The organism is Mesorhizobium sp. RCAM 06353, assembly GCF_059683585.1.
Genome location: NZ_CM185031.1, coordinates 4,152,638 through 4,168,127, shown reverse-complemented (window position 1 = coordinate 4,168,127; position 15,490 = coordinate 4,152,638). Strand labels below are relative to the sequence as shown.

General features: G+C 62.8%; 11 protein-coding genes. 5 read left to right on the top strand and 6 right to left on the bottom strand.

Annotation, left to right across the window (positions count from 1 at the left end):
• Window positions 1–120 precede the first annotated feature (120 nt).
• A complete protein-coding gene (locus AC56QX_RS20105) occupies window positions 121–2,055 on the bottom strand; it encodes a phospholipase D-like domain-containing protein (protein ID WP_497110180.1) in 1,935 nt (644 codons plus the stop codon).
• Between the two features lie 260 nt (window positions 2,056–2,315).
• Between AC56QX_RS20105 and AC56QX_RS20100 the strand changes: the two genes are divergently transcribed.
• The 3 genes from AC56QX_RS20100 (at window position 2,316) to AC56QX_RS20090 (ending at window position 7,899) form a co-directional block, all read left to right on the top strand.
• Window positions 2,316–3,893 (top strand): trimethylamine methyltransferase family protein, encoded by a 1,578-nt coding sequence (locus AC56QX_RS20100; protein WP_497110179.1) that lies wholly within the window; start codon window positions 2,316–2,318, stop codon window positions 3,891–3,893.
• 70 nt (window positions 3,894–3,963) lie between these two features.
• Window positions 3,964–6,534 carry a GcvT family protein gene (locus tag AC56QX_RS20095; protein WP_464610092.1) on the top strand — a complete coding sequence of 857 codons (2,571 nt, stop codon included), beginning with the start codon at window positions 3,964–3,966 and terminating at the stop codon, window positions 6,532–6,534.
• A 9-nt stretch (window positions 6,535–6,543) separates the two neighbouring features.
• Window positions 6,544–7,899, top strand: a complete 1,356-nt coding sequence (locus tag AC56QX_RS20090) for a M24 family metallopeptidase (RefSeq protein ID WP_497110178.1) — start codon at window positions 6,544–6,546, stop codon at window positions 7,897–7,899.
• On the opposite strand, the gene AC56QX_RS20085 is transcribed toward AC56QX_RS20090, so the two are convergent.
• Complete coding sequence (locus tag AC56QX_RS20085; RefSeq protein ID WP_497110177.1) at window positions 7,864–8,691, bottom strand: phosphate/phosphite/phosphonate ABC transporter substrate-binding protein; 828 nt, start codon at window positions 8,689–8,691, stop codon at window positions 7,864–7,866. The genes AC56QX_RS20090 and AC56QX_RS20085 overlap by 36 nt on opposite strands.
• Window positions 8,692–8,782: 91 nt before the next feature.
• Window positions 8,783–9,793, bottom strand: a complete 1,011-nt coding sequence (locus tag AC56QX_RS20080; RefSeq protein WP_497110176.1) for a fatty acid desaturase — start codon at window positions 9,791–9,793, stop codon at window positions 8,783–8,785.
• 230 nt (window positions 9,794–10,023) lie between these two features.
• On the opposite strand from AC56QX_RS20080, the gene AC56QX_RS20075 reads away from it, so the two are divergent.
• Entirely contained in the window at window positions 10,024–10,881 is an 858-nt protein-coding gene (locus AC56QX_RS20075) for a helix-turn-helix domain-containing protein (RefSeq protein ID WP_497110175.1), read from the top strand.
• Window positions 10,882–11,030: 149 nt separating this feature from the next.
• Window positions 11,031–12,053 carry a betaine--homocysteine S-methyltransferase gene (bmt, locus tag AC56QX_RS20070; RefSeq protein WP_497110174.1) on the top strand — a complete coding sequence of 341 codons (1,023 nt, stop codon included), beginning with the start codon at window positions 11,031–11,033 and terminating at the stop codon, window positions 12,051–12,053.
• Between the two features lie 14 nt (window positions 12,054–12,067).
• Here the strand turns inward: bmt and AC56QX_RS20065 are convergent, their stop codons facing one another.
• The 3 genes from AC56QX_RS20065 to AC56QX_RS20055 form a co-directional block, all read right to left on the bottom strand.
• Entirely contained in the window at window positions 12,068–12,337 is a 270-nt protein-coding gene (locus AC56QX_RS20065; RefSeq protein ID WP_497110173.1) for a hypothetical protein, read from the bottom strand.
• Window positions 12,338–12,702: 365 nt separating this feature from the next.
• On the bottom strand, window positions 12,703–14,862 hold the full coding sequence (locus AC56QX_RS20060) for a vWA domain-containing protein (protein WP_497110172.1): 2,160 nt from the start codon (window positions 14,860–14,862) through the stop codon (window positions 12,703–12,705).
• Between the two features lie 2 nt (window positions 14,863–14,864).
• A complete protein-coding gene (locus AC56QX_RS20055; protein WP_095200256.1) occupies window positions 14,865–15,425 on the bottom strand; it encodes an RNA polymerase sigma factor in 561 nt (186 codons plus the stop codon).
• Window positions 15,426–15,490: the final 65 nt, after the last annotated feature.

Genomic DNA, 15,490 nt, shown 5'->3' with positions numbered 1-15,490 from the left:
CTCGCTTGAGGGAAAGGAAGGGCCGGTCAGGGAAATCCGCTTGCACCAACAACCCGGCCGATCGGTTGACGCCGACCGGTCCGAGATTGAATGAAGGTTTGCCGAGGTGGCCGGTTGCGCTTAAGGAAAATACCGAGCAATCGCGCCTTTCTTGCCATCCGCATACGGCTTCAGCCACTTGTCGTCGATGGAGATCCCGTCATCGTCCGATGGTCCCTTGCCGATCGTCCGGCGCCAGGCGCGGAACTTGTAGTGGTCGTAGACGTCGAGCATGTGCACAGCGTAGGCAGCGGCAAACGTCTTGTCACCTTCCACGATCACCAGATTCTCGTCGTTTTCGTAGGACGCCTTGTAACCGAGATTGTGGCTGCCGGTGATGACGGTGGCGTTGTCCTCCATCGGATCGATGATGACGATCTTGTCATGCACGATCGCGTGGCCAACGGTCAGCACCTCGGCCTGGAAGTCGCGGGCAATGGTGGCGCCGGTCAGGTTCGCCGCCCGCACGATGGAGACGTTCGGCGCCTCCCAGACATTTTCCGGATAGACGAAGGGCGACTTGCCGCCGCCCTTGATCGACTTGTGTGTGACCGGATCCTTGGGCGGCGCGACATAGTTGGGCATGGCGGTCTCGTCGCTGATGGCGCCCTGCACGATCAGATTTGGATCTGCCTTTGCGGCGGCGACAGCCTGATCGACGATCGAGTTGTCGCCGAGCAATGAAGGGTTGAACACGAGGAACAGAACGGCGCACTTGGCCGCCCTGATGCGCGCGAAGACATCCTCGAGGTCCACCGGTCGCACCGAGATATCCTTCTTGCTGCGCTTCGGGTCGTTCGGAGAGAAATACACCGTCATGCCGTCCAGCGCCGAGGTCGCGCCGTTCAGCGGATTGGGCAAGTGGTTATCCCTGCGGAACGGCACGCCTTGCGTCTGTGCGACGTGCCCGGCAGCGGTTTCGCCGGCTGGTGGCGGAAACACGTCTGCCTTCATGCGCTGCCAATAGTCGTTGAAGACCTCGGCCATCGCGGGATCGTCACGGACGAAGGCATTGTTGGACTGTCCGCAAATGCCTGTCGAGGTCCAGTTGGTGCTGCCGGTCATCACCGCCAGCGGCTTGCCCTGGGGATCGCGGTAGACAACGAATTTGTTGTGGCCGATATGGTTGTTGTTGAACAGGCGGTCCGTCACCACCACGCCCGCATCGCGCAGGCGCTGCCTGTAGCGAAAGTTGCCGGCATCCCAAACCTCGGCCTTGTCGTCTTCGGCCGCGTCTGGAAGCTTGCCCTTGCCGGAATTGGAAAGGATGACCTCTACGACATCCTTCGCGGCGATGATAGCGTCGCACAATTCGTCATCACCAAGCTCATAGAGGGCAAGCCTGACCGTGCCGCCCTCGGTCTTGGCGCGTTTCAGGAGACTGGTTAGCACATCGGGCACATCGCCATGCAGATAGGCGCGTATCTTGCTGGTCGGGTCCTGCAGGATCGCAGCGATCTTCTCGCGCTGCCCGACTTTGATGCCGGCCTCCTGGAGCGCATGCGACATCCATTGCGTCGACAGCACGCCGTTGGTGAAGGCGACGCGCGCCTTGCCGAACATCTGTCCCAGAAAGATCGGCGGGCTGACGGCACCCTGGCCGAGATAGCCAAGCGGCCGCGCCGGTCCGGTATAGGCGGGTTTGCCGTCGACGACCTGATCCGGGCGTACCGGCACGGGATCGAGGCCCGGCTTCATATCGCCAACGGGACGCACCCGGTAGGCGATCATCTCGCCGTCGGGCCTGACGTCGATGCTGTCGCGCCGGCGCCGCACGGTCAGATCGCGCCAGAACGTCTTCTGAACCGGCCACACGCCGGTGTCCTGCGGAATCCATCTCGGATTGCGCTGCCCCTTGAACGGTACCCAGGACGCCAGGCAGCGCTCCTCGCCTGTATCCGGATAGAGGCGCACGATCTCAAAACCGAGGCAACCCGGGATCATCCCGTCAATATCCCAGGAAAGGAAGGCAACTTCGTTGTTTGTCGCGGCACGCACTTTGACGACGTCAGGCATGGCTGTCCCTCCGAAAAAGTTCAACGCGCAAGTATGTCAGAAGTAAAAGACGGTACTGTAACGCTCTCAACATCCGCGCCCAACCAGCTGACCGCTCTCTGACACACCCCGGAGTACCGATGCCGCCAAGGCAACGTCGCCGCCGCGCAACTGCCGTTCCGGCATGTCGCTTCCCTCGCCCTAGTGGTCGCCGCCTCCGCAATGGCCGGCGGGCCGCCGGTCCATTATGCCGCCCGCTATCGCATCGTACGAGGACCATCATGACCGCCGCCCTACAACCCCTGGAATCGGCACAGGCGCCCGACCGTGCCCGCCGTGGCGGCCGCGCCGGAAAGCGCGCCGGCGGCTCGGCCGCCTTTGAGCAGCCGGCTTTCCGCCAGTTGAGAAATCCGCTCACGCCGACCAAGCTGGTTTCCGAAGACGAACTGGAATCGATCCACCTCGCCTCGTTGCGCGTGCTCAGGGAAATCGGCGTCGACGTTTTGCATGACGAGGCCCGCCGCATCATGAAGGCGCATGGCGCCGATGTGCGTGAAGGTTCGGAGCGCGTGCGCTTCGACAGCGATATGATCCTCGATCTGGTCTCGAACTGCCCGCCCGAATTCACCATCCATTCCCGCAATCCCGCGCACAATGTGCGCTTCGGCGGCGACAATCTGATCATCTCGATGATGGCGTCGGCGCCCAATTGCTCCGACATCGATCGTGGCCGCCGGCCAGGCAACCAGCAGGACTATCGCAACTTCTTGCGCCTGGCGCAGATGCACAACATCCTGAATTGCACGGGCGGCTATCCGGTCGAGCCGACCGACATCCACCCCTCCGTCCGCCACCTCGAATGCGTCCGCGACCTCGCCACGCTGACCGACAAGGTGTTCCACATCTATTCGCTCGGCAAGGAGCGCAATGTCGACGGTATCGAGATCACCCGCATCGCGCGCGGCATCAGCCACGAGCAGTTGCTCGAGGAGCCGTCCGTCTTCACCATCATCAACACCAATTCGCCGCTCAAGCTCGACGTGCCGATGATGGAAGGCATCATCCAGATGTCGAGCAAGGGCCAGGTCGTCATCGTCACGCCCTTCACCCTGTCGGGCGCGATGGCACCGGTCACCATCGCCGGCGCGCTGGTGCAGCAGAATGCCGAAGCACTGTCCGGCATCGCCTTTGCCCAGATGGTGCGCAAGGGCGCGCCCGTCGGCTATGGCGGCTTCACCTCCAATGTCGACATGAAGTCCGGCTCACCGGCCTTCGGCACGCCGGAATACATGAAGGCGCAGCTTGTCGGCGGCCAGCTTGCCCGCCGCTACAACATCCCCTACCGCACCTCCAACACCTGCGCCGCCAACACTGTCGACGCACAGGCGGCCTATGAGAGCGTGTTCTCGCTTTGGGGCGCCATCCAGGGCGGCGGCAATCTGATGATGCACGCGGCCGGTTGGCTCGAGGGCGGCCTGCGCTGCTCCTACGAGAAGACCATTCTCGACATCGACCTCTTGCAGATGGTGGCCGAATTCCTGACCCCGCTCGACATGTCCGACGAGGCGCTCGGCTTCGACGCCATCCAGTCGGTCGGCCCGGGCGGCCATTTCTTCGGCACCCAGCACACGCAGGACCGCTACAAGAACGCCTTCTACTCGCCGATCCTGTCCGACTGGCGCAATTTCGAGACCTGGGCAGAAGCCGGATCGCCGACGGCGATGGAAAAGGCCAACAAGGTGTGGAAAGAACGGCTGGCATCCTACGAAGAACCGTACATGGACCCGGCGATCCGCGAGGAGCTCAACGCCTTCGTCCAGAAGCGCACGGCCGAAGGCGGCGCGCCGACCGATTTTTGATCGGGAAGCCCGCGTCGCCACGCCCGCTTACCAACCCTGATTCAGTTTTCGCAAAAACGGACCTATCTTCATGAAATCCCACGTAAAAGCGGTTGTCATCGGCGGCGGCGTCGTTGGCTGCTCGGTGCTCTATCACCTGGCCAAGGCCGGCTGGACCGACATCATGCTGATCGAGCGCTCGGAACTCACCTCCGGCTCGTCCTGGCACGCGGCGGGAGGCTTCCATACGCTGAACGGCGACCCCAACGTCGCCAAGCTGCAGGCCTATACCGTGCAGCTTTACAAGGAGATCGAGGAAATCTCCGGCCAGTCCTGCTCGCTGCATCTGACCGGCGGCGTGATGATGGCCGATACGCCCGAGCGCATGGACTTCCTGCGTCTGGCCCACGCCAAGGGCCGCTATCTCGGGATGGACACCGAGCTGATCACGCCGTCGGAAGCCAAGGCGATGTTCCCGCTGATGGACGAGACCAACTTCGTCGGCGCCATGTGGGACCCGGTCGAAGGCCATCTCGACCCGTCCGGCACCACCATCGCCTATTCCAAGGCGGCCAAGAAACTCGGCGCCGAGATCGTGCTGCGCAACCGCGTCGTTGATCTCACGCAGCAGCCGGACGGCACCTGGAACGTCGTCACCGAACAGGGCACGGTCCACGCCGAGCATGTCGTCAACTGCGGCGGCCTGTGGGCGCGCGAGATCGGCCGCATGGTCGGCGTCGAACTGCCGGTGCTGGCCATGGAGCACATGTATCTCCTGACCGAACCGATGCCGGAGGTCGAGGAGTTCAACAAGTCGACCGGCCGCGAGATGATCGGCGTGCTCGACTTCAAGGGCGAGATCTACACCCGCCAGGAGCGTAACGGCATCCTGCTCGGTACCTATGAAAAGGCCTGCAAGCCGTGGTCGCCGGTCAACACGCCATGGGATTTCGGCCACGAACTGCTGCCGCCGGATCTCGACCGTATCGCGCCGTCGCTGGAAATCGGCTTCAAGCATTTCCCCGGCATCGAGAAGGCCGGCATCAAGCAGATCATCAATGGCCCCTTCACCTTCGCGCTGGACGGCAACCCGCTGGTCGGACCGGTGCAGGGCCTGACCAATTTCTGGTGCGCCTGCGCCGTCATGGCCGGCTTCAGCCAAGGCGGTGGCGTCGGCCTCGCTCTGTCCAACTGGATGGTGCATGGCGATCCGGGCTTCGACGTCTGGGGCATGGATGTCGCCCGCTTCGGCGAATGGGCCGGCCTGCGCTACACCAACGCCAAGGTCCGCGAAAACTATTCGCGCCGCTTCTCGATCCGCTTCCCCAACGAAGAACTGCCGGCGGCACGCCCGGCGCAGACGACGCCGCTCTACGACACCATGCTGGCCAACAACGCCGTCATGGGCGACTCCTGGGGTCTGGAAACTCCGCTGTGGTTCGCGCCGAAAGGCAAGGAGCCGAAAGATATCGTGTCCTTCCACCGCTCCAACGATTTTGGCCCGATCGGCGAGGAAGTGCGCGCCACGCGCGAGCGCGTCGGCGTCACCGAGATCGCCAACTTCGCCAAATACGAAGTGTCGGGACCGGGCGCGGAAGAGTTCCTCAACCGGCTGATGACCAACCGCATGCCGAAGACCGGCCGCATCGTTCTGACGCCGATGATCAACGAGTTCGGCAAGCTGATCGGCGACTTCACCATCGCCAAGGCCGGCGAAGACCGCTTCATGATCTGGGGGTCGTCGGCCGCGCAGAAATACCATATGCGCTGGTTCGAAAAGCATCTGCCGAAGGACGGGTCGGTGCGCATCCATCGCTTCGACCAGACGCTGGTCGGCCTGTCGATCGCCGGGCCGAAATCACGTGACCTCCTGCAGAAGCTGGTCGATGTCGACATCTCGACAAAAGCCTTCCGCTTCATGGATTTCCGCGAGATGGCGGTCGGCGGTGCACCGTGCCTGGTCAACCGCATCACCTACACCGGCGACCTCGGCTACGAAATCTGGATGGCGCCGGCCTATGAGCGCCTGGTGTACAAGGCGATCAAGGACGCCGGCGAGGAATTTGGCCTGGTCGATTTCGGCATGCGCGCTTTGCTCTCGATGCGTCTCGAGAAGAACTTCCCGACCTGGTTCCGCGAGCTGCGTCCGATCTACGGCCCGTTCGAAGGTTCGATGGACCGCTTCATCAAGCTCGAGAAGAATGACTTCATTGGCCGCGAAGCCGCCGCCAAGGAACAGGCGGAAGGGCCGAAACTGCGCCGCGTTTCCTTCATCGTCGACGCTGCCGATGCCGATGTCATGGGCGACGAGCCGATCTGGGCCAAGGTCAGCAAGGACTATGGCACGGTGGAAAAGCCGCATGGCTACGGCGCGCCGCGCTTCGACACATCAGGCAAGGAAATCCGTGGCTCCAAGGCCGCTGAAGGCGCGTCCGCCGTGCGCGGTATCGTCGACGGCGACTGGCGCGTGGTCGGCTGGGTGACCTCGGGCGGCTATGCCCACTATGTCCAGAAGTCGATGGCGCAAGGCTATGTGCCGGCGGCACTGGCCGAGGACGAAAGCGCCGGCCTGTTCGAGATCGAGATCCTCGGACATCGGCGTCCGGCGCGCATCAATGTCGAGGCGCCTTTCGACCCGAGCGGCGAGAAGATGCGGACCTGAGGCTCGACCATGGACAGCGCGGGGCCAAAAGGCGGCTTCGGCCGCCACCGCAAGATCATGCCGTTCGAGCCAGGCTCGATCGAGGCCCTGCGCGACACCTCCCGCCAGAAGGCGGCTTCGCTCAACCAGCATGTGCTGGGCTATGGCGCGCAGGCTGAAGCGGAATGGGCTGCGGCAGGCATTGCTGCGCCCGATCTGCCGGCGATGCGGAAATACCGGCTGGAGCGCATCCGCGCCGAGCTGAAGCGACGCGGCTATGCCGGCGCCCTGCTCTACGACCCCGTCAACATCCGCTACGCCACCGACTCGACCAACATGCAGCTCTGGGTGGCGCACAACCCGACACGGCATTGCTTCGTCGCCACCGAAGGGCCGGTGGTGCTGTTCGACTATTTTTCCTGCGAGCATCTCTCCGACCATTCCGGCGTCGTCGACGAGGTGCGCCCGGCCGTGTCGTGGATGTATCTCTACGGCGGCGAACTGACCGAGCAGAAAGTCCGCCGCTGGGCCGCCGGCATTGCCGATCTGGCGAGAGAACATGGCCGCGGCAACAACCGCATAGCCGTCGATCACATCAATCCGGAAGGCGTCGAGGAACTGGCGCGGCTTGGTGTCTCCATCGGCAATGGCGAAGCGGTGATGGAAAACGCGCGGCTGATCAAATCGCCGGACGAAATCCTCGCCATGCGCCGCGCCATCGTCGCCTGCGAGGCGGCGATGGGCGAGATGGAACAGGCGCTGAAGCCGGGCATCTCCGAGAACGAACTGTGGGCCGAACTGCATCGCGGCAACATTGCGCGCGGCGGTGAATGGATCGAGACGCGACTGCTGGCATCAGGCCCGCGTACCAACCCGTGGTTCCAGGAATGCTCGTCGCGAAAAATCGAGGCCGGCGACCTCGTCGCCTTCGACACCGACCTGATCGGCCCCTACGGCTTCTGCGCCGACCTGTCGCGCACCTGGCTGTGCGGCGATGCCAAGCCGACCAACGAACAGCACGACCTGTTTCGCATTGCCGCCGACCAGATCACACACAACACTGAATTGATGCAGCCCGGAATCTCGTTCCGCGACCTTGTCGAACGCTCGGCGGTGCCGCCTGGCGACTGTTTCCCGACCCGCTATGGCGTGCTCTATCACGGCGTCGGCCTGGCCGACGAATACCCGACGCTGCCGCATGCCAGCGACTGGACGCCGGACACGCCGGACGGCGTGCTCGAACCAGGCATGGCGCTGTGCGTGGAAAGCTATATCGGCAGGCTTGGCGGCCGCGAGGGCGTCAAGATCGAGGAGCAGATCCTGATCACCGAGACCGGCAACGAGCAGCTTTCAACCTACCCGTTGGATGCGAGGCTGCTCGGCTAATCCAGCGAGGGCTTCGCGCATTGCCCGGATTGTTTTTTCGGGCGTTGTCTTGGCGGTGATGAATGGCAGGCCCTTGCGCCGTGCCGTCCAGCCGACGATCGCCACTTTCCGCGCCGCCGGTTCGAAACGCTGCGCCAGCGCCCAGCTTTCGCAGTCGATCGCAGCGATATCAGCCTTGCCCTCGGCCACAGCGACGATCGAGGCGCGATGGCCGCCGCTTGCGCTGCGCGCGGAAAAGATATCGAGGCTTTCGCCAGCCGCCTGCAGATCGCGCGTCAACCCGATGATGCCCGACATCGAATCGAGGCCGTTGAAAGTGAAGCGCTTGCCACGGATGAGTTCTAGCGGGAGCACCGCCTTGCCGTTCGCGGGTGACCGAACCTCCGGGCCCTCGCCTATCCGCATCACCAGCGCACTGGAATAGAGTTCGCCCTGGCCGCCTTCATAGGTGTCGTAGCTCGGCTGTCCGACCACTTGCACATGGCTGGACAGGCCAAGCTCCATCGGTCCCCAGCAGGTCTGTGCAAACAGCAGTGCCGGGTGCAGCCAGAGCTGGTGATAATCGAGTGCGTCGGGCGGCAATGTCGCCGGGTCCGGCGCGATCAACGCTCCCTCGGCGTCGCGGATGCCGCCCGGCACCGGCGGCAGGTCGCCATTGCGGTGCACGATGGTTTGCGGTGCGTCGATACCCTTTTGCCGGAAGGCATCGCGCAGACGTACCCATTGCGCGTCAACCTCGCCGCGGACTTCAGGCCAGTCATACATCGGCAACGCCGCAATCAATTCGCTCATGCCGACACTCAATCATCACGTCTGGAGAAAGGATCGCAAAAACGCGGCGTCCAATCAGAATTGGCCGACACGGGACCCAGAGTTGCCCGAATTATTCCTTGGGCGGTTCGGCGGGCACCGGCGCGGTGCCGAGCCCACTGACGTTGCGCGCCCGGATGCGCGGCTGGAAGGCCCGGCCGTGCTCAGGCACGCGACGCAGCACCGGATGCACGATCGGCTCCTTCGCCTTGAAGGCGTAGGCTTTGATCAGCGCGAAATAGTTGGGGTAGGCATAGCCATTGTTCATCCGCAGCCATTCGTCACGGCGCTCGCGAAACAGCTTGGGCAGTCTGTACCAGGCCACCGTCGGGGTCTTGTGGTGGACGAAGTGGAGATTGTTGTTGAGGAACAGGAACGACAGTGGCGAGCGCTCGATGATCACCGTGCGGCCTTCCGGGTGCTCGGACCACTGATGCTCGGCAAAAGTGCGGATCGCGATCAGCGACTGGCCGAGCCAGACCGGCGCCAGAATATAGAGCCAAAGCGGAATGCCGAAACCGAACTGCACGATCGGCGCCACGATGGCGAGGCCGATCGCGTGCAGCAGCCAGGCTTTGCGGATCGCCTTGTCGCCGGCCATGATCTGCTTGGCATCATCGATGAAGAAGCCGATGCAGGACAGCCAGGGGCCGAGGAAGAAACGGCCGGCCATGGTGTTGTTGATCTTGAGCAGGAATTTCATCGTCGGCGGCAATTCGTCATGCTGCCACATCGCCTGATAGTAGCTTTCCGGGTCATCGAGCGGATCGGTCAACCGCTCATCGGCATGGTGGCGCAAGTGAAGCGTCTTGAAGCGACGGAACGGCCAGACCAGACCGATCGGCAGGAAGACGAAGGCTTCGTTGATCAGCGCGCTGCGCGTCGGATGGCCATGCAGCACTTCGTGCATGATCGATGATTGCAATGCCAGGATGAAGCCAAGGATGGCGAGCGCGAGGATGGGATAAGAGGGCCAGAGCAGGAAACCGGTGGCGAGCCATGTTCCGTAACAGAAGAAAGCGAGAACCACGGTGGGCCACTCGATGGCCGGTGCGTTGCGTCGCTTGATGCTCTTGCCTGTCATGCTATCGACCACTGTCCCTCAGTCGCCGGAACCCCCAGTGGTTCCTGACAGCATAGTGTCAGGAGAAGTGATTCCACTCAACGAGACAAAGTGTACAAAATGTTGCGATTGCGCATATTTAACCGCACATGTTACACATTGTAAACAGCCTTAGGGATTCATTTACGCCTGAGATGCCTCGTTAAACCGCTTCGGCGCAAATTTTTCCTCAAGATTCGGAGGACCGGACGATGGACAAACGCGACCTGTCAGCAATCTTTCGGGAGCGTTTGAAGCTGCTCCTGACACGGTCGGACCTCAACCAGTCGGCATTCGCGTCAGCAGTCGGCATCGATCGGTCGGCTTTGTCGCAGCTGATGTCGGGCGCCTCGACACGCCTGCCACGCGCCGAAACGCTGCTCAACATCGCCGCCGAATTCAAAGTGTCGCTGGACTGGCTGCTCGGCCTCAGCCAGGACGAAGGCGTCACCGGTGAAATCCGCGAAAGCCTGGAGATCGAGGAAGCGCCCGACGGTTTCGACCGCACGCTGCTCGCCAAATGGTTCGCTGAAGCCGCAGGCACCAAGATCCGTTACGTGCCGGCCGGCATTCCCGACCTGCTGCGAACCCGCGCGCTGGTCGACTACGAGGCCAACATCACCAACCGGAGCCGCCTGACGCAGGCCAGCGAGACGCAGTACCGCATCGAATACAACCGGCGCCCGGAAACCGACATGGAAGTCTGCATGCCGCGCCATACGCTGGAGATTTTCGCGCGCGGCCTCGGCGTCTGGGATCGTTTTCCCGAGGCTGACCGTAGGCAGCAACTCGCCCATATGGCGACGCTGCTCGACGACCTCTACCCGACCTTCCGCCTGTTTCTCTATGACGGCCGCATGCGCTATTCGATCCCGCTCACCATCTTCGGCCCCTACCGCGCCGCCATCTATGTCGGCGACATGTATGTCGTGCTGAACGCCACCCAGCCAATCCAGGCGCTGACCCAGCATTTCGACAATCTGATCCGCGCCGCCGACATCAACCCGCACGAGGCCGCCGCCTACGCGCGCAATCTGGCCGGCATGTCGTTCCCGTCAGGCTCTGTCTGATCGATAGCAGTCGTGGTCATTCGATTGCCTGGCCCCGACATGGTCGAGGGTCAAGCCAACCGCATTGCCGGAAAGTCGCGCAAATCGTTGACTGGACATAAAGACTTCTTTATATCCTTATTCGAATTCGAAACACGAAAGCCAATCCGATGACGACGACCAATCCGATCGATGCCCTGCTGGCTGAAAAGGGCGTGCTGCTGGCCGATGGCGCCACCGGCACCAATTTGTTCGCCATGGGCCTGGAGGCCGGCGAGGCGCCGGAACTGCTGAACGAGACCGCGCCCGACACCATCACCAGCCTGCACCAGAATTTCGTCGATGCCGGCGCCGATATCATCCTGACCAACTCCTTCGGCGGCACCCGCCATCGGCTGAAGCTCCACCATGCGCAGGACCGCGTGCATGCGCTGAACAAGCGCGCCGCCGAGATCGCCCGCGCTGTCGCCGACAAGGCCGGCCGCAAGGTGATCGTTGCTGGCTCCGTCGGCCCCACTGGCGAATTGCTAGTGCCGCTCGGCGCCATGACCTATGACGAGGCGGTCGAGGCCTTTGCCGAACAGATCGAGGGTCTCAAGGAGGGCGGCGCCGAAGTCGCCTGGATCGAAACCATGTCGGCGCCCGACGAGATTCGCGCCGCCGCCGAAGCGGCGATCCGCGTCGGCCTGCCCTACACCTATACCGGTTCCTTCGACACCGCCGGCCGTACCATGATGGGCCTGCTGCCGAAAGACATCCACGGCGTCGTCGACGGCCTGTCTGAAGCACCGCTCGGCGTTGGCGCCAATTGCGGCGTCGGCGCCTCGGACATCCTGGCATCGCTGCTCGACATGACCGAGGCGAAGCCACAGGCGACCGTCATCGTCAAGGGTAATTGCGGCATTCCCGAATTCCGCGGCACCGAGATCCATTATTCCGGCACGCCGGAACTCATGGCCGACTATGTCCGTCTTGCCGTCGATGCCGGCGCCAAAATCGTCGGCGGCTGCTGCGGCACCTCGTTCCAGCATCTTGCCGCCATGCGCAAGGCGCTCGACGCCCATACCAAGGCGGATCGTCCGACGGTTGCGGCGATCGTCGAGCGCATCGGTCCGATGCGCAACAAAGTGGCGACGGAAAACACCGCCGAGACCAGTGAAGCCCGCCGCGAACGCCGCCGCAGCCGGGCCTGACTCGATATTCTCAATTATTCGCTGTTGTCGGCGTAGCTCGACTGCGCCGACTTGAAATCGACGACATTGTCGCCGCGCATCGTCATCAGCGCGCCGGATGACGCCGGATCGCTGATCTGTTCCAGCATGGCGCGGAAGCGGTCATTGGTAAGCGCCGACATGGCGGTATGGCGCGCCTGCGCGACATCGTCACTGATGCGCCTGGATTCAGCTGATGGGGCCGACGAAACCGGCGGAGTGTCCCGCGCCGGCGGCGGCGAGTTGGCGATAGTCCTGATCTGCAATTCCGGCTCCCTCAAGCCCTGTAAACATGACCGGTGTAACAAGAGGACATTGCGATCCGGTACCGGAAATGTCGCGCAATTTAACGATCTTGCGGGTTAACGGCGCGCGTTAGGATCTGTTGAGATTCAGGTCAGGCCGAGTCGAAAATGGTGGTTTCCGAGAACCGGAGCGGAGCGTACTTAAAGTACGTGAGCACCGGAAGCGCAGGGAACCTCCATTTGCAGGCCGGCCTCACCTGAATATCGACAGATACGAAAAAAGGCCGGCAAGGGAATGAATCCCTTGCCGGCCTGCCTCACCCGCCCGTAGGCCGGTTTCCCATATCAGAACGATCCCATCTGAAAGAAACCGGCCGTCATCGCCACTACCGGTTACCGCCCAGCGCCGAGGCAAGGCGCACAAGCGAGAGGAACTCGGACCTGTACCCAAACGGGTCGGCTCCTCGGGCGGCAGTGGCAATCTCCATGATCTTGTCGTAACCGAACTTCGCGGTTGCATCCTCGTCGCGCAGCTTCTGGCCGAAGGCCGCGACGGCGACCGAGAAGCGCTGGTCGGTGCTGGCCTGGTCGAACGACTCCACCTCGTTGGCCGATGTCACCGGCGTGGTGATCAGCTTCGAGATGTCTTCGTTCGGCAGCTTGTAGCGGATCTTGACGAAGGCATATTCGTCCGCATTGGCGACGCCGCCATTGTTGACCGTCGCCTGGCCATAGCGCAGCGGATCGATCTGCTCCCCGCCGCTGCCCTTCGGCGTGACCTCGTAGATCGCGGTGACCGAATGGCCCGAGCCGATATCGCCGGCGTCGACGCGGTCATTGTTGAAATCCTCGCGGTTGAGCGCCCGGGTCTCGTAGCCGATCAGACGGTATTCGGAGACCTTGTTCGGGTTGAACTCGACCTGGATCTTCACGTCCTTGGCGATCGGGAACAGCGTCGACGAGGCATCCTCGACCAGCACCTTCTCCGCCTCGGCCAGCGTGTCGATATAGGCTGCCGTGCCGTTGCCGTTCTGGGCAATGGTCTGCATCATCTGGTCGTTCAGATTGCCGCGGCCGAAGCCAAACACAGACAGGAAGACCCCGGTCTTGCGCTCGCTTTCGATCAGCCGCTTGAGGTCGTCATCGTCGGTCTGTCCGACATTGAAGTCGCCGTCGGTGGCCAGCATCACCCGGTTGACGCCGTCCTTGATGAAGGACTGCTGGGCCAGCTTGTAGGCCTCCTTGATGCCGGCCTCGCCGGCGGTCGAGCCACCCGGCGTTAGATTGTCGATGGCGTTGAGGATCTTGTCCTTCTCGGTAACCTTTGTCGGCATCAGCACGGTGCCGGCGTCACCGGCATAGGTGACGATCGAGATCGTGTCGTCGGCCTTCAGCTTGCTGACCAACAGCCGGAATGCCGATTTGAGCAGCGGCAGCTTGTCCGGCTCGTCCATGGAGCCCGAGACGTCGATCAGGAACACCAGATTGGCTTTCGGCTGCTCGGTCGGCTTGATGTCGAAACCTTTGATCGCGACATGCATCAGCTTGGTGTGCGCGTTCCACGGCGTCGGCATGACGCTGACGGTCGAGTTGAACGGCGTCGACGCCGAGTCCGGCCCCTTCCAGTCATAGGGGAAGTAGTTGATCATCTCCTCGACGCGCACCGTGTCGGCCTGCGGCACGAAACCTTGCTTCAGTGAACTGCGCACGAAGGAATAGGATGCCGTGTCAACGTCGATCGAGAAGGTCGAGACCGGATCTTCGAGTGCGGCGTGCACCGGATTGGTCTTGAAATCCTGGACGCGGTCGCGGTTTTCCTCCTGCGGTGCGATCTGATCGGCAGGTGCGGTGGGCTGCGGCGCCATCAATTTGGAGTCGGCTCCCGGCACGCGAGCGACCCGTGATGCGTAGGGCGCGGTCCTGGTGCTACCATCCAACGCGAATTCACCTGTTGGTGCAGGTGCCGGCTTGTAAGCCTTCAAAGTGCCCGCCTCGGTTTCGTTGATTGTTGCCGGAGCATCAGCCGGCACACCACGCCCCAGTGCATTCTGCCGTGCCGCGCCGCCAACCGCGGTCGATTCGGATTTCGGCGGCGAAGCCGGCGCCACAAGCGCGTCGGTCGCGTCGCGGCTTTCCACATCCGCGTCGGCCTTCTTGTCCTTCTCCAACCAGGTCGGAGCCTGCTTCGGCTCGGCCGGCTTCAGGGTCGCCGGCTTGTCGGCCAGCGTCTCGGTGATCTTCTCGTCGCCGCCGAATTTGGGCGGCTGTTCCCTCAGCAGTTGGAAGGTGGCGTATCCGGCGATCGGCAGGGCGACGAGCCCGGCAATGGCCGGAGTGGCAATGAGTTTCTTTTGCATGATCTCGCTCCAGAGCTTTTGTGCTCGCTCTGTGAGACGAAGGCCGCCGACTGATCCTTGGGCGACGGCAGAAATATTTTCCTGATCATAGGCGCGCAGCGCGGCCTCAAAAGCGCGCGCCTTCGCGCTCTCGGCCGGCGCTGGTGCTGCGATATCGCGCAGCTTCTTGAGTTCGTTGTCGTCGACCATGGTCACACTTCCCCGGCCGAGCGCATCAGCGTCTTCAGCCGTTTCTTCGCTTCATGGATGTGCCAGGAAACCGTCGTCTCCGAGATCGCCATCGCCTCGGCGGCGGCCGCGTGGCTCAAGCCCTCGCCATAGACCAGCAGCACGGCGTCGCGCTGCTTGTCCGGCAGCTGCCGCACCGCCGCCCACAGCGCCTCGGCCGGATCCTCGCTCTCAGCCGGGGCCTCGCCGGAAATCAGCGCATGAACGCCGTAAGCCTCGGTCTTGACCGTCTCGCGCGCGGTCTTGCGCATCATGTCACGCGCGGCGTTCATCGTCACGGAATAGAGCCAGGTCGTGAAAGCGCCGCCGCCGCGATAGTCGCGGATCGCCTTGCCCAGCCGGACGCAGACTTCCTGGGCGATGTCCTCGGCATCGGCCTTTTTGCCGCACCAGCGATAGGCGGCGCGATAGACGAAGTCGTAGTGACGCTCCAGCAATGTGCCGAAGGCCCCCCTGTCTCCGCCCTTCGCCCGCCCGATCAGTTCGGCGTCGGAGGCTTCGCTTTCATCCAGCATCATCGCCATCATTTGCCTGTTGGACGAAGGCTAATGGCTAATCCTTGGGGTGATGCAAAGATTTTTTTCAACCC